Origin of the sequence: Actinoplanes palleronii, assembly GCF_016862315.1 — a bacterium.
GTDB lineage: Bacteria > Actinomycetota > Actinomycetes > Mycobacteriales > Micromonosporaceae > Actinoplanes > Actinoplanes palleronii.
The window spans coordinates 150,713-174,068 of record NZ_BOMS01000053.1; the positions used below are offsets into that span (position 1 = coordinate 150,713).

26 protein-coding genes and 1 riboswitch are annotated in these 23,356 nt (G+C 71.0%); of the genes, 18 read left to right on the forward strand and 8 right to left on the reverse strand.

From position 1 onward, the window contains the following. The first annotated feature begins 3 nt into the window (after positions 1–3). Both fmt and Apa02nite_RS20400 read left to right on the forward strand, forming a co-directional pair. Entirely contained in the window at positions 4–930 is a 927-nt protein-coding gene (gene fmt, locus Apa02nite_RS20395; protein WP_203826374.1) for a methionyl-tRNA formyltransferase, read from the forward strand. Then, positions 927–2,396, forward strand: coding sequence for an RsmB/NOP family class I SAM-dependent RNA methyltransferase (locus Apa02nite_RS20400; RefSeq protein WP_067696593.1), 1,470 nt, complete (start codon positions 927–929; stop codon positions 2,394–2,396). The genes fmt and Apa02nite_RS20400 overlap by 4 nt, the downstream gene beginning before the upstream one ends. Before the next feature lie 35 nt (positions 2,397–2,431). On the opposite strand, the gene Apa02nite_RS20405 is transcribed toward Apa02nite_RS20400, so the two are convergent. Next, positions 2,432–3,556, reverse strand: a complete 1,125-nt coding sequence (locus tag Apa02nite_RS20405) for an acyltransferase family protein (protein ID WP_203826375.1) — start codon at positions 3,554–3,556, stop codon at positions 2,432–2,434. 138 nt (positions 3,557–3,694) lie between these two features. On the opposite strand from Apa02nite_RS20405, the gene rpe reads away from it, so the two are divergent. Then, positions 3,695–4,375, forward strand: coding sequence for a ribulose-phosphate 3-epimerase (gene rpe, locus Apa02nite_RS20410; RefSeq protein ID WP_067696596.1), 681 nt, complete (start codon positions 3,695–3,697; stop codon positions 4,373–4,375). Then, the gene (locus tag Apa02nite_RS20415; RefSeq protein WP_067696599.1) at positions 4,372–5,379 is read left to right on the forward strand and encodes a GGDEF domain-containing response regulator; all 1,008 of its coding nucleotides are present in this window, start codon (positions 4,372–4,374) and stop codon (positions 5,377–5,379) included. Before rpe ends, Apa02nite_RS20415 begins: the two co-directional genes overlap by 4 nt. A 6-nt stretch (positions 5,380–5,385) precedes the next feature. Here the strand turns inward: Apa02nite_RS20415 and Apa02nite_RS20420 are convergent, their stop codons facing one another. Continuing rightward, positions 5,386–6,039, reverse strand: a complete 654-nt coding sequence (locus Apa02nite_RS20420) for a lysophospholipid acyltransferase family protein (protein WP_373873012.1) — start codon at positions 6,037–6,039, stop codon at positions 5,386–5,388. A gap of 5 nt (positions 6,040–6,044) precedes the next feature. Then, a complete protein-coding gene (locus Apa02nite_RS20425) occupies positions 6,045–6,662 on the reverse strand; it encodes a TetR/AcrR family transcriptional regulator (RefSeq protein ID WP_203826377.1) in 618 nt (205 codons plus the stop codon). Positions 6,663–6,738: 76 nt separating this feature from the next. Between Apa02nite_RS20425 and Apa02nite_RS20430 the strand changes: the two genes are divergently transcribed. From Apa02nite_RS20430 to ribH, 5 genes are all read left to right on the forward strand, one after another. Next, positions 6,739–7,920 carry an aminotransferase class V-fold PLP-dependent enzyme gene (locus tag Apa02nite_RS20430; RefSeq protein WP_203826378.1) on the forward strand — a complete coding sequence of 394 codons (1,182 nt, stop codon included), beginning with the start codon at positions 6,739–6,741 and terminating at the stop codon, positions 7,918–7,920. A gap of 61 nt (positions 7,921–7,981) precedes the next feature. Beyond that, a riboswitch (FMN riboswitch) is annotated at positions 7,982–8,156 on the forward strand. Positions 8,157–8,373: 217 nt separating this feature from the next. After that, entirely contained in the window at positions 8,374–9,459 is a 1,086-nt protein-coding gene (gene ribD, locus Apa02nite_RS20435) for a bifunctional diaminohydroxyphosphoribosylaminopyrimidine deaminase/5-amino-6-(5-phosphoribosylamino)uracil reductase RibD (protein WP_203826379.1), read from the forward strand. Positions 9,460–9,514: 55 nt separating this feature from the next. Next, positions 9,515–10,114, forward strand: a complete 600-nt coding sequence (locus tag Apa02nite_RS20440) for a riboflavin synthase (RefSeq protein WP_203826380.1) — start codon at positions 9,515–9,517, stop codon at positions 10,112–10,114. Then, complete coding sequence (locus Apa02nite_RS20445) at positions 10,107–11,315, forward strand: bifunctional 3,4-dihydroxy-2-butanone-4-phosphate synthase/GTP cyclohydrolase II (RefSeq protein ID WP_203826381.1); 1,209 nt, start codon at positions 10,107–10,109, stop codon at positions 11,313–11,315. Before Apa02nite_RS20440 ends, Apa02nite_RS20445 begins: the two co-directional genes overlap by 8 nt. Before the next feature lie 46 nt (positions 11,316–11,361). After that, positions 11,362–11,847, forward strand: a complete 486-nt coding sequence (gene ribH / locus Apa02nite_RS20450; protein WP_067696613.1) for a 6,7-dimethyl-8-ribityllumazine synthase — start codon at positions 11,362–11,364, stop codon at positions 11,845–11,847. Positions 11,848–12,126: 279 nt separating this feature from the next. Here ribH and Apa02nite_RS20455 read toward each other — a convergent pair whose 3' ends face one another. From Apa02nite_RS20455 to Apa02nite_RS20465, 3 genes are read right to left on the reverse strand one after another with little or no spacing between them, the layout of a single operon-like run. Next, positions 12,127–12,867 (reverse strand): amino acid ABC transporter ATP-binding protein, encoded by a 741-nt coding sequence (locus Apa02nite_RS20455; protein ID WP_203826382.1) that lies wholly within the window; start codon positions 12,865–12,867, stop codon positions 12,127–12,129. Then, entirely contained in the window at positions 12,867–13,706 is an 840-nt protein-coding gene (locus Apa02nite_RS20460; RefSeq protein WP_067696618.1) for an amino acid ABC transporter permease, read from the reverse strand. Before Apa02nite_RS20460 ends, Apa02nite_RS20455 begins: the two co-directional genes overlap by 1 nt. Next, positions 13,703–14,578 (reverse strand): ABC transporter substrate-binding protein, encoded by an 876-nt coding sequence (locus tag Apa02nite_RS20465; RefSeq protein ID WP_203826383.1) that lies wholly within the window; start codon positions 14,576–14,578, stop codon positions 13,703–13,705. Before Apa02nite_RS20465 ends, Apa02nite_RS20460 begins: the two co-directional genes overlap by 4 nt. Before the next feature lie 78 nt (positions 14,579–14,656). Here Apa02nite_RS20465 and Apa02nite_RS20470 point away from each other — a divergent pair, with 78 nt between their 5' ends. From Apa02nite_RS20470 to Apa02nite_RS20500, 7 genes are all read left to right on the forward strand, one after another. Beyond that, complete coding sequence (locus tag Apa02nite_RS20470; RefSeq protein WP_067696625.1) at positions 14,657–14,920, forward strand: phosphoribosyl-ATP diphosphatase; 264 nt, start codon at positions 14,657–14,659, stop codon at positions 14,918–14,920. A gap of 41 nt (positions 14,921–14,961) precedes the next feature. Beyond that, entirely contained in the window at positions 14,962–15,804 is an 843-nt protein-coding gene (gene hisG, locus Apa02nite_RS20475; RefSeq protein ID WP_067696628.1) for an ATP phosphoribosyltransferase, read from the forward strand. 2 nt (positions 15,805–15,806) lie between these two features. Further along, positions 15,807–16,265, forward strand: a complete 459-nt coding sequence (locus Apa02nite_RS20480; protein WP_157441612.1) for a PH domain-containing protein — start codon at positions 15,807–15,809, stop codon at positions 16,263–16,265. Between the two features lie 331 nt (positions 16,266–16,596). Further along, positions 16,597–17,214, forward strand: a complete 618-nt coding sequence (gene infC / locus Apa02nite_RS20485; RefSeq protein WP_067696634.1) for a translation initiation factor IF-3 — start codon at positions 16,597–16,599, stop codon at positions 17,212–17,214. Between the two features lie 57 nt (positions 17,215–17,271). Next, entirely contained in the window at positions 17,272–17,466 is a 195-nt protein-coding gene (gene rpmI, locus Apa02nite_RS20490) for a 50S ribosomal protein L35 (protein WP_067696637.1), read from the forward strand. 38 nt (positions 17,467–17,504) lie between these two features. Next, positions 17,505–17,897: a 50S ribosomal protein L20 gene (gene rplT / locus Apa02nite_RS20495; protein ID WP_067696640.1), complete on the forward strand. Its 393-nt coding sequence runs from the start codon at positions 17,505–17,507 to the stop codon at positions 17,895–17,897. A 67-nt stretch (positions 17,898–17,964) separates the two neighbouring features. Then, a complete protein-coding gene (locus Apa02nite_RS20500; protein WP_203826384.1) occupies positions 17,965–18,738 on the forward strand; it encodes a TrmH family RNA methyltransferase in 774 nt (257 codons plus the stop codon). An 18-nt stretch (positions 18,739–18,756) separates the two neighbouring features. Here Apa02nite_RS20500 and Apa02nite_RS20505 read toward each other — a convergent pair whose 3' ends face one another. Together Apa02nite_RS20505 and Apa02nite_RS20510 are read right to left on the reverse strand one after the other, a co-directional pair. Continuing rightward, entirely contained in the window at positions 18,757–19,758 is a 1,002-nt protein-coding gene (locus Apa02nite_RS20505; RefSeq protein WP_239164430.1) for a TolB family protein, read from the reverse strand. After that, positions 19,755–20,999, reverse strand: coding sequence for an MFS transporter (locus Apa02nite_RS20510; RefSeq protein WP_203826385.1), 1,245 nt, complete (start codon positions 20,997–20,999; stop codon positions 19,755–19,757). The genes Apa02nite_RS20505 and Apa02nite_RS20510 overlap by 4 nt, the downstream gene beginning before the upstream one ends. A gap of 181 nt (positions 21,000–21,180) precedes the next feature. On the opposite strand from Apa02nite_RS20510, the gene Apa02nite_RS20515 reads away from it, so the two are divergent. Next, positions 21,181–22,086 (forward strand): metallophosphoesterase family protein, encoded by a 906-nt coding sequence (locus Apa02nite_RS20515; RefSeq protein ID WP_239164431.1) that lies wholly within the window; start codon positions 21,181–21,183, stop codon positions 22,084–22,086. A gap of 205 nt (positions 22,087–22,291) precedes the next feature. Then, positions 22,292–23,353, forward strand: a complete 1,062-nt coding sequence (gene pheS / locus Apa02nite_RS20520) for a phenylalanine--tRNA ligase subunit alpha (RefSeq protein WP_067696649.1) — start codon at positions 22,292–22,294, stop codon at positions 23,351–23,353. Positions 23,354–23,356 lie beyond the last annotated feature (3 nt).

The following is a 23,356-nucleotide window of genomic DNA, read 5'->3' on the forward strand; positions in this document are numbered from 1 at the left end:
CTGATGCGCCTGGTCTTCGCCGGCACGCCCGAGGTGGCGCTGCCCAGCCTGGACGCGATCTCCGCGTCCGGACACGAACTGCTCGCCGTGGTGACCCGCCCGGACGCGCCGGCCGGTCGTGGCCGCCGCCTGGTCCGGTCGCCCGTCGGGGCCTGGGCCGACGAGCGCGGCATCGAGGTGCTCACCCCGGAGCGGCCGCGGGAGCCCGAGTTCCAGGAGCGCCTGCGCGAGCTCGCGCCCGACTGCGCGCCGGTGGTGGCGTACGGCGCGCTGGTCCCGCCGTCCGCGCTGGAGATCCCCCGCCACGGATGGGTGAACCTGCACTTCTCGCTGCTGCCCGCCTGGCGCGGCGCGGCGCCGGTGCAGCACGCCGTCCTGCACGGCGACGAGGTGACCGGTGCCAGCGTGTTCGAGCTGGAGGCCGGGCTGGACACCGGCCCGGTCTACGGCACCGTCACCGACCAGATCCGGTTCACCGACACCTCCGGCGATCTGCTGGAACGCCTCGCCACCGAGGGTGCCGGGCTGCTCGTCGCGGTGCTCGACGCGATCGAGTCGGGTCAGGCCGTGGCACGTCCGCAGCCGCACGACGGGATCAGCCTGGCGCCGAAGCTCAGCGTCGACGACGCGCGGATCCGCTGGACCGACCCGTCGTTCGCGGTGGACCGGCGGATCCGGGCGTGCACCCCGGCGCCGGGCGCGTGGACGACGCTGCGCGAGGACCGGCTGAAGCTGGGACCGGTCCGGCCGATCGCGAACGGGCCGTACCTGGAGCCCGGCGAGCTGCGGGTGGAGCGCGCCCAGGTGCTGGTCGGTACCGCGACGACACCGGTGCAGTTGGGTGAGGTGCGAGCCGCCGGCAAGAAGCCGATGGCCGCGACTGATTGGGCGCGTGGATTGCGCCTCGAAGCAGGGGAGAAACTGGCGTGACGGAACATCGGGCTTCACGGCCGCACAGTGCCGGGCCTCGTCGGCCGTCCGGCCCGGGAAGTCCCCGCGACGACCGCAGTGGCCGGGCGCCGCGGGCCGGTCGCCCGCCGTCCGACCCGGCTAGGCAGGCGGCGTACGAGGCGATCGCCGCTGTGCACCGCGACGACGCGTACGGAAACCTGGTCCTGTCCGACATCCTCAGCGGGATGGGTCTGCACGGGCGGGACGCGGCGTTCGCCACCGAGCTGACCTACGGCACCCTGCGTGCCCTCGGCACCCTCGACCTGATCATCGCCGAGGCGGCCGGCCGTGAGGTGTCCCGGATCGACCCGCCGGCCCGGGACGCGCTGCGGCTCGGCGCCTACCAGCTGCTCTACACCCGGGTCCCGTCGCACGCCGCGGTCAACCAGACCGTCGACCTGGTGCGCTCGGTGGCGCCGGCCGCGTCCGGCTTCGCCAACGCGGTGATGCGCACGATCTCCGAGACGCCGGTCGAGGCCTGGCTCGAGAAGATCACCCCGAAGTACGAGGACGACCCGATCGCCAGCCTGTCGGTGCTGCACAACCACCCGCAGTGGATCGTCCGGTCGTTCGCCGAGGCGCTCGGCGGCGACCTGGAGGAGACCGCCCGGCTGCTGATCGAGGACAACCAGCCGCCGGCCGTGCATCTGTGCGCGCGTCCGGGGCGGGTCGACGCGGTCGACCTGGCCGACGAGGTGAACGGGGTGCCGGGGGCGTTCTCTCCGTACTCGGTCTATCTCAGCGGTGGCGCGCCGCGCGAGATGGCCGCCATCCGGGAGGGCCGGGCCCACGTCCAGGACGAGGGTTCGCAGCTGGTCGCGGCGGCGCTGCTGGCCGCACCGGTCGAGGGCCGGGACACCCGCTGGCTGGACCTGTGCGCCGGCCCGGGTGGCAAGACCGGCCTGATCGGCGCGATCGCGGCCGGCCGGGGCGCCGAGGTGACCGCGGTCGAGGTGGCCGAGCACCGGGCCCGCCTGGTCGAGCAGGCCACCGAGGGGATGCCGGTGACGGTGTTCCCGATGGACGGCCGCTCGGTGGGCCGCGACCCGGACCTGCCCGAGGAGGCGTTCGACCGGGTGCTGGTGGACGCGCCGTGCACCGGGCTGGGCTCGCTGCGGCGCCGGCCCGAGTCGCGCTGGCGCCGGCAGCCGGCCGACCTGCCGCCGCTCACCAAGCTGCAGCGGGAGCTGCTGGTGGCGGCGCTGCGCGCGGTCCGTCCGGGCGGCGTGGTGGCGTACGTGACGTGCTCCCCGCACATGGTGGAGACCCAGGTGACGGTGAGCGAGGGGGCCCGGCGCAGCGGCGTCGAGGTCGACTTCGTGGACGCCCGTCCGCTGCTGCCGCCGGGCATGCCGGGGCTGGGCCCGGGACCGACGGTGCAGCTGTGGCCGCACCGCCACGGCACCGACGCGATGTTCCTGGCCGTGCTGCGCCGCACGAGCTGAGACCGGAAGACGAACTGACGACGCGGCCGGGCTGATCAGCCCGGCCGCCTCGCGAGGGCGGCCTGGTCGAGTTTCACCCGCATCACCCGGGCGAGTGGCCTCTCCACCAGGCGGTGCAGCAGCCAGGCGGCGAGGAGCAGCAGCAGGATCACCGCCACGAGCACGAGCAGGTGCGGCCGGATGCCGTTCATCGCGTGGATGAGCGACCAGCCGATGCTCTGGTGCAGCAGGTAGAACGGGTAGGTCAGGGCGCCGGCCCAGGTCAGCCAGCGCCACTGGATCCGGGCCGTCCAGCCCATCGCGATCACGGCGAGCAGGGCGAAGAACAGACTCACCATGACCATGCCGACCCGGGGGTCGAGGTGGTGCCGGTCCGAGGACGCGGTGCTCGCCACCCGGCCCACCACTGTGTGCATGGCGAGCGCCCAGGACAGGCCGACCAGCCCCCACAGCTGCAGGTCCGGTCCGAACTTGTGGATCAGGAAGAACGCGATGCCGGCCACGAAGAGCGGTGCGAAGGTGGGCTGGAAGATCTGCCCGAGGACCGGCATCTTCGAGGCGTCGCTCAGGACGGCGGCGACCAGCCAGCCGTACCCGAACAGCAGGGTGTTGCGCAGGGTCAGCCCGCGCCATACCAGGACGACGGCGAAGAGCAGGTAGAACCGCATCTCGGCCCAGAGCGTCCAGTACGACGCGTCGATGTTCTTCACGCCCATCGGGGTGTGCAGCATGGTCAGGTTGGCGATCACCTGGTCCCACGGCAGCCGGGTGGTGGCGACCGGCCAGAACGCCACCACGGCCGTGGTGATCAGCACGGCCGGCCAGTACGCCGGGAAGAGGCGGATCACCCGGGACCGGAAGAACTGCCCGGGGGTACGACCCCAGCAGCTCATGCAGATGACGAAACCGCTGATCATGAAGAACAGCTCGACGCCCAGCCAGCCGTAGGCGGCGATCGGGGACAGGGTGGGGAACAGGTCCCGAGGATGCGCCGCCCAGGCCTTGGCCACCGTCAGGCCACCGGACAGGTGGTAGAAGGCGACGGCCAGCGCGGCCAGCAGCCGGAGCCCGTCGAGGACCGCGATGCGGTGCGGCCGGCGGGGTTCCAGGGTGCTGGTGGGGTCCTCCGGCGCGCGGCGCTGGTCCAGCGTCGTGATCATGGGGCGGGACGATACCCAGCGCACAGGCCGTACACAGGCGCCCGCGGGCGGGTTCGCGGATTGGTGAGCGAAAGTTCGCGTGCCGGTCGGCTGCCGTTCCCGTGCTGTGGCTCGAGTGCGGGGTCATACACTTTGCCGGTGACGCCTTCACCGATCATCGCGCCGAGCATTCTCGCCTCCGACTTCTCTCGTCTCGGTGAGGAAGTGCGTGCCATCGAGGGGGCGGCCGACTGGGTGCACGTCGATGTCATGGACAACCATTTCGTGCCGAACCTGACGCTCGGCCTGCCGGTGGTGCAGAGCCTGCGCAAGGCCACCACGATCCCGTTCGACGTCCACCTGATGATCGCCGACCCGCAGCGCTGGGCGCCGGCCTACGCCGAGGCCGGGGCGTACAACGTGACGTTCCACGCCGAGGCGTGCGACGACCCGGTGGCGCTGGCGAAGTCGTTGCGGGCCGCGGGCGCCAAGGCCGGGCTGGCGATCGACCGGGACACGCCGGTCGAGCCGTACCTGGAGCTGCTGCCCTATCTGGACACCGTGCTGATCATGACGATCAAGGCCGGGTTCGGCGGGCAGAAGTTCATGCCGGAGATGCTCGACAAGGTGCGTGACGTGCGGCGGCGGGTCACCGTCGGCGACCTCGACGTGCGGATCGAGGTGGACGGCGGCATCGCGGCGGACACCATCGAGCAGGCCGCCGAGGCGGGTGCCGACGCGTTCGTGGCGGGCACGGCCGTCTATGGCGCGGCCGATCCCGCCGAGGCGGTGCGTAAGCTGCGTGCATTGGCCGCCGGACGTATGGGGAAGTCGATGTGAGTACTGCCGAGCCGGGACCCGTTGTCGACGACTTCGGGTTCGAGGACGAGGAGCAACGACCTGACCTGATCCTGGTCGTCGACGACGATCAGGACATCGCGAGTTTCGTCGAGTTCAACCTCAAGGTGCAGGGCTTCGAGGTGATCCGGGCCCGGGACGGGCAGGAAGCGCTCGACCTGATGGAGACGCACCGCCCGGATCTGGCGGTCGTCGACTGGATGATGCCCCGGATGGACGGGGTCGAGCTGGTCCGCAAGCTGCGCGCGGAGCCGCTGACCTCCGCCCTGCCGGTGATCATGCTGACCGCCCGGAGCATGACCGTGGACAAGGTGGTCGGGCTGACCAACGGCGCCGACGACTATCTGACGAAGCCCTTCGACACCGCCGAGCTGATCGCCCGGGTGACCACCACGCTGCGCCGCAACAAGGAGTTCCGCGAGGTCTCGCCGCTGACCGGGCTGCCCGGCAACGCCCGGGTGCGCCGCGAGATCGGCGACCGGATGCGGGCCGGCGGCGACTACTCGGTCGGTTACATCGACGTCGACCGGTTCAAGAGCGTCAACGACGTCTACGGCTTCGACCGCGGTGACGAGTTCATCATCACCCTGGCCCGGAGCCTGCAGCGGGCCAGTGCGTCGACCGGCAAGCCGTCGATCTTCCTGGGCCACATCGGCGGTGACGACTTCGTCTTCATCTGCCACCCGGACCAGGTGCTGCCGCTGACCAAGAGCATGGTCACCGACTTCGAGTCGGCCGCCGACCGGCTCTACGACGCGATCGACGCGCAGCGCGGCTACATCGAGGTGCCGGACCGCCGGGGCAACAAGCAGCGGGCCGCCCTGGTGACGCTCTCGATCGGGGTCGCGCAGGCCACCGACGGCGGCCGGCAGTTCGACGACCCCCGGATGGTCATCGCGGTCGCCTCGGAGATGAAGAAGGTCGCCAAGTCGCAGCCCGGCTCCTACGTCGCCATCGACCGCCGCAGGCCGGAGCCGGAAGGCTGACGCTGGTCAGCCGTGCCGGATCGGGGCGTAGGACCCGGCGTACTCCTGCCCGGTCAGCGCCTGGATCGCGGCGATCAGCTCGTCGGTGAGCCGCCTGGCGTCCGGCGCCGACTCGACCTTCACCGGGATCGGCGTCCCGAACGCCAGGCTGATCGCCTGCGGCCGCGGGAACCGGTCGCCGGCCCGCCGGATGTGGTCGGTGCCGCGGATGCCGATCGGCACGACCGGCACTCCGGCCTGTGCCGCCAGGCGCACCGCACCGGTACGCCCGCGGTAGAGCCGGCCGTCGGGGGAGCGGGTGCCCTCCGGGAAGACCGCGACCAGCCCGCCGCCCCGCAGGATCGGCACCGCCGCGTCGAAGGCGGTCAGCACCGCCCGCCCGCCGGCCCGCTCGACCGGGATGGCGCCCATCCCGGTGACCACCCGCCGGGTCAGCCCGCCGACCAGGCCGTCGCCGCGGAAATACTCCGCCTTGGCCCAGAACGCGATGTGCCGGGGCGTGTTGATCCCGAGGAACAGCTGGTCGGCGATGGCGTGGTGGTTGGCGGCCAGGATCGCGCCGGTGGCCGGCAGGTTCTCCAGGCCGGTCACGGTGGTCGGCCAGAGGCCGCGCAGCAGGATGCCGAGGGTGCGGTGGGCCGAGGCGTACAGGGGCGGCATGCGGGTCATCGGGAACCTTCCGGTGCGGGCATGGCGGCGTTGTGTTCCGAAGGGCCGAGATGGGCGGTCAGGATCGCGTCGACGAACGGGGCCGGGTCGGTGGCGCCGGCGGCCAGGGTCAGCGAGCCCCAGTTCCACAACTCCGCGGTGCCGTGCAGGGCCGCCCAGATCGCGGCCGCACTGATCTCGGCGGAGGTCCCGGCGGCCGGCCGGGCCGCGGCGACCAGGTCGACCAGGAGCCGGAACAACGGGAGCGACGCGTCCCGCAGGCCCAGGTGGCCGCCGCTCTGCAGCAGGTCGTGCCGGAACATCAGCTCGAACATGCTGCGGTTGGTCGCGGCGAACCGTACGTAGAGGTGCGCCATCGTGGTGATCTGCGTCCGCGGGTCCTGAGCGGCGGTGCGCAGGGCCGTGGTGACCTGTGCGGACAGGTCGGCGAAGCCGGACCGGGCGATGGCCGAGAGCAGCGCCAGATGGGTCGGGAAGTAGCGGCGCGGCGCGCCGTGCGAGACGCCGGCCCGGCGGGCTATCTCACGCAGTGAGAGGGCGCCAGGACTTTCGGTACGCAACAACTCGGCGCCCACGCGCACCAGACGATCACGTAAGGCGTCGTCAGCGGGCATAGACAGTGTCTACCAGAGCCGGTAGACACTGTCTACGACAGGTGCGACGTGCCGGTGAATCTGCCAATCTGCGGAGATGGACGTCGACGCGCTTCGTGCCGGCACTCCCGGTTGCCGGCACCGGATCCACCTCAACAACGCGGGCGCGGCCCTGATGTCGCAGGCCACCCTGGACACCGTCGTCGGGCATCTGCGCCTGGAGGCCGAGATCGGCGGGTACGAGGCGGCGCAGGCGGCGGCCGGCCGGGTCGCCGCCGTCCACACCGGGCTGGCCGAGCTGCTCGGCGGCCGCCCCGACGAGATCGCGCTCTTCGACAACGCGACCCACGCCTGGCAGGCGGCGTTCTACGCGGTGCCGCTGCGCGCCGGCGACCGGGTGCTGACCGGCCGCAACGAGTACGGCAGCAACGTCCTGGCCTACCTGCAGGCGGCCCGCCGGGCCGGCGCCGAGGTGGTGGTGGTGCCGAACGACGAGCACGGCCAGATCGACACGTCCGCCCTGGCCGGCCTGATCGACGACCGGACGAAGCTGATCGGCCTGACCCACGTGCCCACCGCGGGCGGGCTGGTCAACCCGGCCGCCGAGGTGGGGCGGATCGCCCGGGCGGCCGGCGTGCCGTACCTGCTGGACGCCACCCAGTCGGTCGGCCAGTTCCCGGTCGACGTCGAGGAGATCGGCTGCGACTTCCTCTGCGGCACCGGCCGCAAGTTCTTGCGCGGGCCGCGTGGCACCGGCTTCCTCTGGGTACGCACCGGCCTGCTGGAACGGCTCGACCCGCACGTCGTGGAGATCCAGTCGGCGGTCTGGGACGGCGCGCGCGGCTTCGACTGGGCGCCCGGCGCGCAGCGGTTCGCCACCTGGGAGCTCAACTACGCGGCCGTGCTCGGGCTGGGCGCGGCCGTCGACCAGGCACTCAACCTGGGCCTGGACGAGATCGGCAAGCGGAACGCGGAGCTCGGCGACCGGATGCGCGGCCTGCTCGAGGACACCCCCGGCGTGACCGTCTACGACCTGGGCCGCGAGCAGTGCGCGATCGTCACGGCGGTGGCCGAGGGGGTGCCGGCCGAGCAGGTGGTGACCCGGCTGGCCGAGTCCGGGGTGAACGTCAGCAGCACCACGCCGGCGCACCAGCAGTTCGACACTGAGGACCGGGATCCGCCGCCGCTGGTCCGGTTCTCGCCGCACTACTACAACACCGAGGACGAGGTCGAGCACGCCGCAACCCTTATCGGAGCCCTGGTCGGTAAGCGGTTGTGAGATCCCTCGCGCCCGGGGTGGCAAATCCGCAAGTGCGTGCAAGACTCGGGGGTAACCCACCACGCGCTGGCGGGATTCGGTGAGATTCCGAACCGGCGGTGATCCGACGCGCAAGCATCGGTAAGCCCGCGACCCGGACGTCAGACCATGACGGCCGGTGGACCTGGTGAGACTCCGGGGCCGACGGTTGGTCAGGCGAAAGCCCGGCCAGACAGTCCGGATGGGAGACAGCGCGCGGAATCGGACGGGTGTGCCCTCAGCAGGGGTGCGTCCAACCGGGGTGCGCGAAGCGTACCCTTGGTGTCCTTTTCTGGCGTTTTTTCTCCCTCTCTCAGCGCGTGACCAGACCGCGCGAGAGATCGTGCGGACCGGATCGGGCGGGAAGATTCGCGGCATAAGCCGCGTTCGTCTCCTCGCACGAACCGGACGAACGCGCGAGAGGACGACACGCGGATGGTGACCGAGGACGAGGCGATGCGCCGCGCGATCGCGCTGGCCGCCCGGGGCCTCGGCACGACCAGCCCCAACCCGGTGGTCGGTTGCCTGCTGCTCAGCCCCGAGGGCGAGGTGGTCGGCGAGGGCTTCCACGCGTACGCCGGCGGCCCGCACGCCGAGATCGTCGCGCTGGCGCAGGCCGGTGAACGGGCTCGCGGTGGCACCTGCGTGGTCACCCTGGAGCCGTGCAACCACACCGGCCGCACCGGCCCGTGCTCGGACGCGCTGATCCAGGCCGGGCTGCGCCGGGTGGTGATCGCCGTCGACGACCCGAACCCGGTGGCCTCCGGCGGCGCCGCCACCATGCGGGCGGCCGGTCTGCAGGTCGCGACCGGGATGCGCCGCCCCGACGCGGAGCTGGGCAACATCGCCTGGCTGACCGCGGTCCGCCGGGGCCGGCCGTATGTCACCTGGAAGTTCGCCGCCACCCTCGACGGGCGCTCGGCCGCCGCCGACGGCACCAGCCAGTGGGTCAGCTCCGCCGAGTCGCGCGCCGACGTGCACGTGCTGCGCAGCACGGTGGACGCGATCGTGGCCGGGGTCGGCACCGTGCTCGCCGACGACCCGCAGCTGACCGTCCGCGACCTGCGGGACGGCTCGCTCGCCATCAAACAGCCGCTGCGGGTGGTGGTCGACTCGCACGGGCGGACCCCTACGACCGCCCGGGTCCGCGACGCGGCCGCGTCCACCTGGATCGTCACCACGGCCGAGGCGGGTCCCGGGCCGGACGGCCGGGTCGACCTGACCGCCGTGCTCACCGGCCTGTTCGAGCGAGGCATCCGCAACGTCCTGCTGGAGGGCGGCCCGACCCTGGCCGGCGCGTTCCTGGCGGCCGGCCTGGTCGACCGCGTGATCGGCTACGTCGCGCCGAAACTGCTCGGCGCCGGCCGCGCCGCCCTGGTCGACGCGGGGATCAGCACCATCGCCGAAGCGCTCGAACTCGACTTCACGGATATCGCGCAGATCGGTGCAGACCTGCGCTTCACCGCCACGCTCCGCCCCAAGCCTTCCGACCACCCCGCCCACCGCCCTAGTTCGGAGTGAAAGCCTTCCAACCGCCCCGCCCACCGCCCTAGTTCGGAGTGAAAGGCCCTTTCTTATGTTCACGGGAATCATCGAAGAACTCGGCGAGATCATTCGGCTCACCGACGGCAAGGAAGACTCCGCGGTCATCGCGGTCAAAGGCCCGCTCGTCACCTCCGACGCCCGCGACGGCGACTCGATCTCGGTCAACGGGGTCTGTCTCACCGTCATCGACAACGTCGACGGTGTGTTCACCGCCGACGTGATGGGCGAGACCCTGCGCCGCTCCTCGCTCGGTGCGCTGAAGGTCGGCGGCAACGTCAACCTGGAGCGTGCCGCCGCCCTCGGCAGCCGCCTCGGCGGTCACCTGGTGCAGGGCCACGTGGACGGGGTCGCCACGGTCGTCGGCAGGGAGGCCGCCGACCAGTGGGAGATCGTCACGTTCTCGCTGCCGGCCGAGCTGGCGCGCTACGTGGTGGAGAAGGGCTCGATCACGGTGGACGGCGTCTCGCTGACCGTCATGGCGGTCACCGACGACACGTTCTCGGTCGGGATGATCCCGGCCACCTCCACGAACACCGTTCTGGGCAGCAAAGCCATCGGCGAACCGGTCAACCTCGAGGTCGACGTGATCGCCAAGTACGTCGAGAAGATGCTGGGGAGCCGTCATGTCTGAGAGCGTCGAGCGCGCGATCGCCGAGATCCGGGCCGGTCGTCCGGTGATCGTGGTGGACGACGAGGACCGGGAGAACGAGGGCGACCTCATCTTCGCGGCCGAGCACGCCACCCCGGAGCTGGTCGCGTTCATGGTCCGCTACACGTCCGGGTACATCTGCGTGGCGATCACCGAGTCGGAGGCCGACCGGCTGGACCTGCCCCCGATGTACCACACCAACCAGGACAAGAAGGGCACCGCCTACGCGGTGGCCGTCGACGCCAAGCACGGGGTCAGCACCGGCATCTCGGCCGCTGACCGGGCGCGGACCATCGGCCTGCTCGGCTCGGCCACCACCGAGCCGGCCGACCTGTCCCGGCCCGGTCACGTCGTGCCGCTGCGGGCCAAGTCCGGCGGCGTGCTGCGCCGCCCGGGCCACACCGAGGCCGCGATCGACCTGGCCGTGCTGGCCGGGTGCAGCCCGTCCGGCGCGCTCTGCGAGATGGTCAACGACGACGGCACCATGCAGCGCCGCCCCGACCTGGAGAAGTTCGCGGTCGAGCACGACCTGGTGCTGGTCACCATCGCCGACCTGGTGGCGTATCTGCGGGAGAAGGACGGCAAGCAGGTCGAGCGGGTGGTGGAGACCACCATGCCGACCGAGCACGGCGTCTTCACCGCGGTCGGGTACCGCACCGAGGCCGACCAGGGCGAGCACGTCGCGCTGGTCTTCGGCGACCTGACCGACGGCGAGGACGTGCTGGTCCGGGTGCACTCCGAGTGCCTGACCGGCGACGTCTTCGGTTCCCGGCGCTGCGACTGCGGCCCGCAGCTCGACGCCGCCCTGGAGCGGGTCGCGGCGGCCGGGCGCGGGGTGGTGCTCTACATGCGCGGTCACGAGGGGCGCGGCATCGGCCTGCTGCACAAGCTGCAGGCGTACCAGTTGCAGGACCGCGGCTTCGACACCGTCGACGCGAACCTCGAGCTGGGCTTGCCGGCCGACGCCCGTGACTACGGCACCGGCGCGCAGATCCTCTACGACCTGGGCGTGCGCTCGATGCGCCTGCTCACCAACAACCCGGCCAAGCGCGCCGGCCTCGAGGGTTACGGCCTGCGGGTCACCGGCCTCGAGTCGCTGCCGGTCCGCCTGCACCCGGAGAACGTCCGCTACCTGCGCACCAAGCGGGACCGGATGGGGCACCTGTTCGAGGCATTGGGCTGACCTGCACGCGTTCGAGGGTGAAAATGACGATAGAGGGGGACGACTAATGGCCGGCTTCGGAGATCCACATACACAGCCCGTCGACGCGGCCGGGCTCCGGCTCGGTATCGTCGGCTCACGCTGGCACAACGACCTGGTCGATCACATGATCGAGCGCGCCTGGGCAGCGGCCGAGGCGTGCGGCGTCACGGACGTCGTGGTGGCCCGGGTGGCCGGCTCGGTCGAGCTGCCGGTGGTCGCCCAGGCGATGGCCAAGCGCTTCGACGCGGTGGTCGCCCTCGGTGTGGTGATCAAGGGCGAGACCCAGCACTTCGAGTATGTCTGCGACGCCGTCACGGCCGGCCTCACCCGGGTCGCGCTGGACGAGCAGACCCCGGTCGCGCACGGCGTCCTCACCGTGCAGAGCCTGGGCCAGGCCCGGGACCGCGCCGGCCTGGAGGACTCGATCGAGGACAAGGGCTGGCAGAGCACTGTCGCGGTCCTCGACGCCGCCCTGGCCATCCGCGAGATCGAGAAGTCCGACCGCTCCTGATCACCAAGAAGCCCGGCCCGCCTCGCTCCTTCCGGGAACGAGCGGGCCGCTTCATTTTTTTCGGTACGGATGTGGAGCGCCCGTCCGCAGGCTACGAGCCGAGTCCCGCCCGTGAGGCCGACGCGAGACCGCGGCTCCTCCCGGCCGCAGCGCGCCTCCCGGTCTTGGCTGGTTCTCAGGGGTGCCTCCGGCACCCTGAGACACCCCTGGGCGCCAGCCGGGGACCGGGAGCGCGGCACGGTCCGGGCCGTGGGCGGCCTCGCGTGCGCGAGGACCGGATTACAGGCGGCCGGCCTCGATGATGCGGGCGAGGAACTGGCGGGTGCGGGGTTCGACCGGGTCGCCGAGGACCTGGGCGGGCGGGCCCTGTTCGAGCACCCGGCCGGCGTCCAGGAAGACCACCCGGTCGGCGACCTGCTTGGCGAAGCCCATCTCGTGGGTGGCCAGCACCATGGTCATGCCCTCGGCCTTGAGGTCACGGATCATGCTGAGCACCTCGCCGACCAGTTCCGGGTCGAGCGCCGAGGTGACCTCGTCGAGCAGCAGCAGCCGCGGGCTGTTGACCAGTGCCCGGACGATCGCCACCCGCTGCTGCTGGCCGCCGGAGAGCCCGTCCGGGAAGGCCTTCGCCTTGTCGGCCAGCCCGACCCGGTCCAGCCACTGCATGGCCAGCTCACGAGCCTCGGTGGCGGACTTGCCGTGCACCCGGGTGGGCGCCAGGGTGATGTTGTCGAGCACCGTCATGTGCGGGAACAGGTTGTAGGACTGGAAGACCAGGCCGATCTTCTGGCGTACGAGATCGGGGTTGACCTTGGGGTCGGTGATCTCCTCGCCGTCCAGGTGGATCGTTCCGTCGTCGATCCCGGTGAGCAGGTTGACGCAGCGCAACAGCGTCGACTTGCCCGAGCCGGAGGCCCCGATCAGCGCCACCACCTCGTGTTCCGCGACCTCGAGGCCGAGGTTGTCCAGAACCACGTGGTCGCCGAACGTCTTACGCACGTCGGTGCAGGAGAGCAGCATCAGATCCCCGCGTTCTGGGTCCGGGCGGCCCGCAACGTCACCCGGTCGGTGATCACGATCAGGGGCAGGGCGAGCAGGATGAACAGGACCGCGGCCACCACGTAGGGCGTGAAGTTCGCGCTGCCCGCCTGGCCGATCTGCGCCGACCGGATCGCGTCGATCGGGCCGGCCAGTGAGATCAGGCCGACGTCCTTCTGCATCGACACGACGTCGTTGAGCAGCGGCGGCGCGACCCGGCGGACCGCCTGGGGCAGCACCACGTGCCGCATCGCCTGGCGATAGCTCAGGCCCAGCGACCGGGCCGCGGCGATCTGGCTCGGGTGCACCGACTCGATGCCGGCCCGGAACACCTCGGCCAGGTACGACCCGTAGGTGATCGTGATGGCCGCCCCGCCCAGCACCAGCACGTCCGGGGTGCCCTGCAGGCGCAGCCCGGGCAGGCCGAACGCGAACAGGTAGATCGTGATGATCAGCGGCAGCCCGCGGAACATGTACGTGTACCCGGTCGCGATCGCGCGCACCGGGAAGAAGACCGGCCCCCGCAGCGTGCGCAGCACCGCCATCAGCAGCCCGAGCAGCAACGCGAGCGGCGCGCAGACCAGGAACAGCTGGATGTTGAGCCAGAAGCCGTCGAGGATGTCCGGCAGGTACTTCGTGGCGACGTCGACGTTCAGGAACGACTGCTTGACGCGGGGCCAGCCGGGTGACCCGGTGATCCCGACGGCGAACAGCACGCCGACGACGGCGGTGGAGAGGGCGGCGAGCAGGACCGAGCGGATCGCCTGCCGGCGACGGTAGGCGAACCGCTCCTGCTGCCGCGCACTTGGCGCATAGGTCACTTGAGTTCGGGTGCTCCCGCGTCGGACAACCAGGTCTTCTCCAGTACAGCGAGCGTGCCGTCCTGGCGCAGCTGATCCACGGCCTTGCTCACGCAGCCGGTCAGCTTCGAGCCCTTGTCCAGCACCAGGCCGAACTGCTCGGGCACGCCGACCTGCGGCAGCTGGCCGAGGATCATGCCGTCGTCCAGCTCGGCCGCGGTCATGTAGAACGCGGTCGGCAGGTCCACCACGATGCCGTCGACGGTGCCGTTCTCCAGCGCCGCCTTGGCGTCGTCGTTGCTGTTGAACACCGACGGCTTGCCGGACGGCTTGATGATGTCGGTGATCGCCTGGTAGCTGGTCGTGCCGACCTGGGCGCCGAGCTTCGCGCCGGTCAGCCCGGCCAGCGTGGTGACGTTCGCGATCTTGGACTTCTTGGTGGTGATGACGGTCTGCCGGACCAGGTAGTACGGCGAGGAGAAGTCGACCGCCTGCTTGCGCTCGTCGGTGATCGAGAACTGGTTGACGTCGAAGTCGAACGTCTTGGGCCCGGGCGCGATGGCGTTGTTGAACGTCACCGAGGTCCAGACCACCTTGTCCTTGGAGTACCCGAGCCGCTCGGCGACCTGGTACGCCACGGCGGACTCGAAGCCCTCACCGCTGGCCGGCTTGTTGTCCTTGAACCACGGCTCGTACGCCGGGTTGTCGGTGCCGATCGTGATCTTGCCGGCGGTGAGGGTGTCCAGCGAGCCGGACGGGCAGGCATCCGCCGCTGAGGAGCTGGGGGATGCGGTGGATGTGGTGGTGTCGTCCTCGACCGGGGAGCAGGCCGTGACGGTGGCGAGCGCCAGCACGGCGCCGCCCACGAGGAGGGGGGTGAAACGGCTGACCATGACGGGCAGCTTAAAAGACGTCCCAACCGCTGGGGGCGTTCGTCGTCAAGACGTGATGAGCTGCCACAATCGTCTCCCGTGAAGACGTTCGAAGAACTGTTCGCCGAATTGCAGCGCAAGGCGGCGGAGCAGACCCCCGGTTCGGGCACGGTCGCCGCGCTCGAACGAGGAGTCCACTTCATCGGGAAGAAGGTCGTCGAGGAGGCGGCCGAGTCCTGGATGGCCGCCGAGCACGAGGGGCCGGAGCGGGCTGCCGAGGAGATCTCGCAGCTGCTCTACCAGGCACAAGTCCTGATGATCGCCACCGGTCTCGAGCTCAAGGACGTGTACCGACATCTCTGACGTGCGCCCCTATCCGTCCATCAGAACGAAGGAGCACGTCAATGCTGCGCATCGCCATTCCGAACAAGGGGACCCTCTCCGGGCCGGCATCACAGATGTTGCGGGACGCCGGCTATCGCCAGCGTTCCGACCCCAAGGACCTGGCCTGCCGTGACGAGGGCAACAACGTCGAGTTCTTCTACCTGCGGCCCCGGGACATCGCGACCTACGTCGGTTCGGGTGACCTGGATCTCGGGATCACCGGTCGCGACCTGCTCGTCGACTCCGGGGTGCCGGCCGCCGAGCTGCTCGACCTGAACTTCGGCGGTGCCACGTTCCGCTGGGCCGCCCCGGCCGGGACTCTGACCTCGGTCGACCAGCTCGGTGGCAAGCGGATCGCCACCGCGTTCCCCGGCCTGGTCGGCCAGTACCTGGACGAGCACGAGCTGAAGGCCGAAGTGGTCCGCCTGGACGGCGCGGTCGAGAACGCGGTCCGGCTCGGGGTCGCCGACCTGATCGCCGATGTGGTGGAGACCGGCGCCACGCTGCGCCAGGCCGGTCTGGTCACGCTCGGCGAGCCGCTGATGCGCTCGTCGGCGATCCTGATCGGCCGCCAGGCGGAGCCGCCGGCCGGCGCCGCCCAGCTGCTGCGCCGGCTCAACGGGGTGCTGGTGGCGCGCAACTTCGTGATGCTCGCCTACGACGTCCGCGCCGACCTGCTGGAGCAGGCGACCGGGCTGACCCCGGGCATCGAGTCGCCGACCGTGTCGCCGCTGCACCGGGAGGGCTGGGTCGCGGTGCAGGCGATGGTCCAGCGCAGCCAGGTGCACCGGGTGATGGACGAGCTGTACGAGCTCGGCGCGCGTGCGATCCTGGTAACCGATATCGCCAACTGCAGGTTGTGATGATGGCTGACGTGATTTTTCGCCCGCAGAAGATCCGCTGGGTGGCCGGTACGCTCGCGCTCGGCGTGGTCGTGCTGTTCACCGTGCTCAGCTTCGGCCTGCACGGGCAGGGCGGTTTCGAGAACGCCGGGCAGGTCGGCTCGGGCAGCTTCCAGCGCGGCGACCAGGCCGCCATGGTCGGTCTGGGCGTCCTGATCGGCCTCGGCATCCTGGCGTTCTGCCGGCCCAGGGTCACCGCTGACGACCAGGGTGTGCACGTGCGCAACGTGGTCGGCGGCTACGACCTGCCGTGGGCGGTGGTCCGCGCCGTGCGGTTCGACCGCAACTCGCCGTGGGCGCAGCTCGAGCTGCTGGACGACGAGCAGGTGTCGATCCACGCGCTGCAGGCGGTCGACAAGGACTACGCGGTGGACGGAGTGCGGAGCCTCCGGGCCCTGCACCAGGCCTCCCACGAGGCCTGATAGACTAGCGGGCAGTCGACCACGCCATGCGTTGCTCTTGATCTTCTGAGAGCCCAGCACGGCGCGAAAGAGGAGCCCGCTGGTTCCCACCCGAGTCATTGACTATGACCGGGTCCGGTCAGCCGTACAGGGAATTTTTCCTGTCCGGGGCGCGTCCTCCCTTTGGACGCCGATGACCGGTCGAGCGGGCCTCGGCATGCGCGGAAACGTGCGGCCGAGGTCTTCTGCTTTCCCGGCCGTTCCTGCCCATGCGGGGACGGTGACTCGGGGCCGACCGACATTGGCAGAAGTAGGTACGTTCTGAGGAGGCCCCATCAGCGTCGAACCACGCGTGAACGAACAGATCAGGGCTCGCGAAGTCCGTCTGGTCGGCCCTGAGGGTGAGCAGGTCGGCATTGTGCCGGTCGAGCGCGCCCTGCAGCTGGCTGCGGACGTAGACCTGGATCTGGTCGAGGTTGCTCCGATGGCGCGGCCGCCGGTGTGCAAGCTCATGGACTTCGGCAAGTTCAAGTACGAGAGCGCACTGAAGGCCCGCGAAGCGCGGCGCAACCAGCAGCAGACCGTCATCAAGGAAATGAAGCTTCGGCCGAAGATCGACCCGCACGACTACGAGACCAAAAAGGGTCACGTGGTGCGGTTCCTCAAGGCGGGCGACAAGGTCAAGGTGACGATCATGTTCCGCGGCCGTGAGCAGAGCCGCCCCGAGTTGGGTTTCCGGCTGTTGCGCCGGCTCAGCGAGGAGATCTCCGAGCTCGGATTCGTGGAAGCGAGCCCGAAGCAGGACGGTCGAAACATGATCATGGTGCTGGCACCGCACCGGGCCACCAAGGCCGCCGCGGTCGCCGCTGTCGCGGCCGGCGCGAAGCCCGCCCGGGAGCCGCGCGAGGGCGACGACGGCACCGAGGTTCCGTCGGCCGAGCCTGCCGACACCCCAGCAGCAGTAGAGTAGTCAGCTTTTCCGCGCGTCCCCCGGGCGCGCGGAAAGATCAGAAAGAGGCGTTTTAAAGTGCCGAAGATGAAGAGCCACACCGGCATGGGTAAGCGGGTGAAGGTCACCGGCAAGGGCAAGATCGTGCGCGAGCTGACCGGTAAGCGTCACCTGCTGGAGCACAAGTCCTCCCACGTTACCCGTCGGATGACCGGCACTGTCACGGTGGCCAAGGTCGACATTCCGCGAGTGAAGAAGCTTCTGGGTCGCTGACGCGAGCCTGACACGTTCCCCTGTAAGGAGTCCTTGAAATGGCACGCGTCAAGCGGGCGGTAAACGCCCAGAAGAAGCGCCGCACTCTGCTCGAGACCGCGAGCGGTTACCGCGGTCAGCGCTCTCGCCTGTACCGGAAGGCCAAGGAGCAGGTACTGCACTCGATGCAGTACGCCTACCGCGACCGCCGTGACCGGAAGGGCGACTTCCGTCAGCTCTGGATCACGCGCATCAACGCGGCCTCCCGGGCCAACGGCATGACCTACAACCGTCTCATCCAGGGTCTGAAGCTGGCTGAGGTCGAGGTCGACCGCAAGATCCTGGCTGAGCTCGCGGTCAACGACGCTGTCGCTTTCGCGGCCATCGTCGAGATCGCTCGCGCGGCCGTTCAGGCCGAGGGCATCGGCGGCGCTGCCGCTCAGGCTGCCTGAGTTTCTGCTTTCCGGAGACGCCCCCCGAGGAATCGGGGGGCGTTTCCCATTCCCGGAGTCGGAGCCGATGTTCACACCGCGTACCCCGAGAATCGTCACGGCCCGGCGCCTGCAGCGCCGTAAGGACCGCGACCAGGCCCGGCGGTTCCTCGCCGAAGGGCCGCAGGCCGTCCGGGAGGCCCTCGCCGCAGGCGTCGTGCTGGAGCTGTTCGGCACCCCGGCCGGGCTGGAGCGGCACGCCGACCTGGCCGCGCAGGCGCCGGAGGTCTCCCCGGTCACCGACGAGGCCTTGGCCGCGCTCGCCGACACCGTCCACCCGCAGGGGCTGGTCGCGCTCTGCGAGCAGGTGGATGTGCCGATCGGCGAGGTGCTGGCGAAACAGCCGAAACTGATCGCGGTACTCGCCGAGATCCGGGACCCGGGTAACGCCGGGACCGTGCTGCGCACGGCCGACGCGGCCGGCGCCGACGCGGTCATCTTCGCGGGCGACGCCGTCGATCCCTACAACGGCAAATGTGTACGGGCGTCCGCCGGCTCGCTGTTCCACCTCGACGTGGTCCGCGCCTCGCTCGATGTGCTCGACCTGCTGCAGAACTCCGGCCTGCAGGTGCTCGCGACCAGCGGCACCGGCGAGGACGACGTGGACTCGCTGCTGGACGGCGGGCTGCTGGCCGCGCCGACCGCGTGGCTGTTCGGTTCCGAGGCGCACGGGCTGCCGGGTGAGCTGATCGCGGCCGCCGACCGCCGGGTCCGGGTGCCGATCTACGGCGGTGCCGAGAGCCTCAACCTCGCGGCCGCTGCCGCGGTCTGCCTGTACTCGTCGGCCCGCGCCCAGCGCTGACGGTTCAGCGCGGGCGGTTCATCTCAGCGCGGACGGCGATTCCGCTCCCGGGATCAGCACGCGGGACGGGCCCGAGCCGTCGGCGGGCACGGTCCACACGTCCGGGCTGCCGTCGCTGTGCCGCAGCGTGTAGGCCAGCGTCGTGTCGTCCAGCCAGGCGGCCTGGTCGTCCACGCTGGCCGGTTCCGCGGTCGCGGTGACCCGCAGGGTGGCCAGGTCCAGCACCGAGAGGCGCCAGCCGCGCAGCGGGTCGCCGCCGATCGCCTGCTTGAACGCGACCCGGGTCCCGTCCGGGGACAGCGACGGGCACTCGACGTTCGTGGCCAGGGTCACCACGGCCCGGTTCGCGAAGTCGCCGCGGACCAGGTAGCGCTGCCCGCCGGTGGACATGGTGGCGTAGAAGACGTTGTCGTCGGCGAACGTGACACCCCAGAAGTTGACGTCGGCGGCCCGGTACGGCCGGCCCGCCCGGGTGATGGCGAAACCCTCCAGGGTGGTGACCTTCGTACCGGTGCGGGTGTCGTAGATGCCGGTGCGGGTGGAGAAGCCGGCCGCGGTGTAGGAGTCGCCGCCGACGAACGTGGTCCAGCCGACCATCCGGCCGCTGGGTGACACCCGGGCCCGGTTCGGCAGGCCGGGGACACCGAACGCGGCGGTCTGGCGCAGCCCGGCGTCGAGCACCACGACCTGGTACGCCCAGGGGTTCTCGGCGCGCAGGCAGATGCCGGTGCCGGCCGCGGCGTACACGCGGACGCACTCGACGGCGGAGACGGTCCGGGTGCCGCCGGTCACCGTGGCCAGGTGCCGGTCGGTGACGGTGAGCAGGCGCGCCCCCGGCGGCAGGGTGACCGGGCCGGGAGCGGGAGGGTTCGCGGCCGGTGCGGGTCTCCGGGTGAGCAGCACGTAGCCGACGGCGACGCCGGCCAGCAGCACCGTGGCGAGCGCGAGCGCCAGGACCCGGGAACGCGAGCTCATCGGGCCGCCCGCCGGCCGGTCGCCGGCTGCGAAGAATGGGCTCATCGAGTCACCGCTGTCCGCCGGGTGGCCAGCAGCAGCGCGGTGCCGGCCATCGCGACGCCGACCGCGCCGGCCGCCGCCAGGCTCGCCGCGGCCGGGCCCCAGAGCTGCCAGGCCAGGCCGAACAGGACCGAGGAGACCAGGTAGGCCAGCGCCTGCGCGGTCTGGATCAGCGCCATCCCGGTGGCCCGCAGCCGCTCCGGCACGACCGGGCCGGCCAGCGCCATCAGCACCCCGTCGGTGGCCGCGTAGAAGAGCCCGTACAGCCCGAGGGTGAGCACCAGCAGGGGAGTGCCGCCGAGCGGCGCGGCCAGCAGCAGGTACGTGCCGGCCAGCGCCCCGCCCCCGCCGAGCACCACCGGCAGCCGCCCGATCCGGTCGGCCAGCAGACCCAGCGGCGTGGCCAGCAGCAGGTAGACCAGGCTGGTGCCGACCGCGAGCAGCGGGAACCAGACCACGCCGAGGTCCTCGCGCCGTTGCAGCAGCAGGTAGACGAAACCGTCGCCGACGGTGGCCAGCCCGAGCAGCCCGGCGGCCAGGATCAGCCGCCGGACCCGGGTGTCGCGCAGCAGCAGTGCGGCCTCGGCGAGCCGGGGACGCGTCGCGGGCGCGGCGGCGGCCCGCCCTTTTTCCCGGACGAACAGCACCAGCACCACAACCGCGAGCGTGGCGACGCAGAAGCTGGCCACGAAGACCGCGTCGTACGACCCACCCGCCGCGGCCAGCACCCCGATGGCGACCAGCGGGCCGAGGAACGCGCCGATCGCGTCCATCGTGCGGTGCAGCCCGAACGCCCGGCCCAGCGCGTCCGGCGCGGCCGACATGCTGATCAACGCGTCCCGGGGCGCGGTGCGCAGCCCCTTGCCGAGCCGGTCGGCCGCCACGACCAGGCCGAGCGCGGGGATCGAGCGGCCGGCCAGCAGCAGCCCGAGCTTGGCGACGGCGGAGAGCGCGTAACCGGCCCCGGCGACGAGTTTGCGGCCGTGCAGCCGGTCGGCGAGGTAGCCGCCGACGACGCGCAGCACCGCGGTGGCACCGGTGTAGACGCCGTCGATCACGCCGTACCCGAGCGGGCCGGCCTGCAGGCCGAGGACCAGGTACATCGGCAGGATCGCGGTGACCATCTCGGACGAGACGTCGGTGATCAGGCTGACCGTGCCGAGCGCGACGACGTTGCCGCCGATCAGCGCGAACCGGCGGCGCGGCCCGGCCGGTGCGGGACGGTCGATGGTGGAGAGGTACACGAGAGCATGGTGGCCGTGGCATCGACAACAAAGAATGTCGTGCGGGGCGGTGCGGGGTGAACAACGCGTGGCGGGGGAAGGTTTCGCCTTCCGGGGGCGCGACTGTTCACCCGTCGTACCCATTGGTGTTCTTGGATTTTTGTGGTCTGCCCCGCCACCTGAGAAGAGGGATCACACCCCGATGGGTATCCACAGAACCCGGCCACCCCTGCTGGTCGCCTCGGCCGCCCTGCTGATGGCCGCCACCGCTGCCGTGGTCGTCGCCACCAGCGGCCCGGCCACCGCGACCCTGACCGCCTCCGCCGACCCGGTGTTCGTCGGCGCCGGTGACATCGCCAACTCGGCGACCGGCGACACCGCCACGGCGGCCCTGCTCGACGGGATCGCCGGCACCGTCTACACGCTCGGCGACAACGTCTACAACAGTGGCACCGCCGCCGAGTTCAGCAGCTACTACGCGCCGACCTGGGGACGGTTCAAGTCGCGGACCCGGCCCGCGCCGGGCAACCACGACTACGTGACCTCGGGCGCGAGCGGGTACTACAACTACTTCGGCAGCCAGGCGGGCACGTCCGGGGTGGGCTACTACTCGTACGACCTGGGCGGCTGGCACATCGTGTCGCTGAACTCGAACGTCGGCATGTCGGCGGGCTCGGCGCAGGAGAAGTGGCTGCGCGCCGACCTGGCGGCCAGTACGAAGTCGTGCACGCTGGCGTACTGGCACCACCCGCTGTTCACGTCCAGTTCGAACCACGCCCCGTCCACCGGGACCCGGCCGCTCTACCAGGCGCTCTACGACTACAACGCGGACGTGGTGCTCTGGGGCCACAACCACGTCTACGAGCGCTTCGACCCGATGAACCCGAGCGGCGCGCTGGACACCGCCCGCGGTCTGCGTGCCTGGGTGGCCGGGATGGGCGGCGCCGACCACTACAACTTCGGCACCATCCAGCCGAACAGCGCGGCCCGCAACAACAACACGTTCGGCGTTCTCAAGTTCACCCTGCACGCCGGATCGTACGACTGGCAGTTCGTGCCGGTCGCCGGCAAGACCTACACCGACAGCGGCACCGCCGGCTGCCACTGAGCCGATATCTCTCGGCGGGGCCCAGCAGCGTGCCGGTATGCTGGGCCCCATGTCAGGACTGAGGTCACTGTTTATCCGGCCCGCTGGTCGCGGGCGCCGGGTCTGACACTTTCCTGCGCGACTCCCGTGACCGGTGGGCTGCGGCTCAGCCGTGCCTCCGTACACTGCCCGATGGTTCATCCGGTGTGAGGGAGTTCGCCCGACCATGTCCTACCGCAACGATCCGTACGATCCGAAACAGGCCGTCCTGCTCGCGCCCGAGGCGCTGGAAGCCGCCGTCGCCGACGCCGAGAAGGCGTTCGCGCAGGCCGCCGACCTCGACGCGCTCGCCGCGCTGAAGTCCGCGCACCTCGGCGACCGCTCGCAGATCTCGCTGGCCCGCCGGGAGATCGGCTCGCTGCCCCCGGCCGCGAAGTCCGACGCCGGCAAGCGGGTCAACATCGCCCGTCAGGCCGTCCAGGCGGCGTACGACGCCCGCCTCGCCGAGCTCGAAGCCGACCAGGCCGCCCGGGTGCTGCTCGAGGAGCGGGTCGACGTCACCCTCCCGGTCGCCCGCCGCCCGCGCGGCGCCCGGCACCCGATGACCACGCTGATGGAGCACATGAGCGACATCTTCATCGGGATGGGCTACGACATCATCGACGGTCCCCAGCTCGAGCTGGAGTGGGCCAACTTCGACGCGCTCAACATCGGCCCGGACAACCCGGTGCGCGGCGCCTCCGACACGTTCTTCGTCGACGTGCCCGGCCTGGTGATGCGGACGCACACGTCGCCCGGCCAGGTGCGCACCATGCTCGACCGGCAGCCGCCGATCTACGTGGTCAGCCCGGGCCGGGTCTACCGGACCGACGAGCTGGACGCCACGCACAGCCCGGTCTTCCACCAGATCGAGGGTCTGGTCATCGACGAGGGCATCACGATGGCCCACCTGCGCGGCACGCTCGACCACTTCGCCAAGGCGATGTTCGGCGCGGACGCGAAGACCCGCTGGCGGCCGCACTACTTCCCGTTCACCGAGCCGTCCGGCGAGTTCGACGTCTGGTTCGCCGAGCACCGCGACGGCCCGCGCTGGGTCGAGTGGGGTGGCTGCGGCATGGTCAACCCGCGCGTGCTGGTGGCCTGCGGTATCGACCCGGAGAAGTACTCCGGCTTCGCGTTCGGCATGGGCGTGGACCGCACCCTGATGTTCCGCAACGGGGTGAGCGACATGCGCGACATGGTCGAGGGCGACGTGCGCTTCACCACGAACTTCGGAATGGAGGCCTGAGGA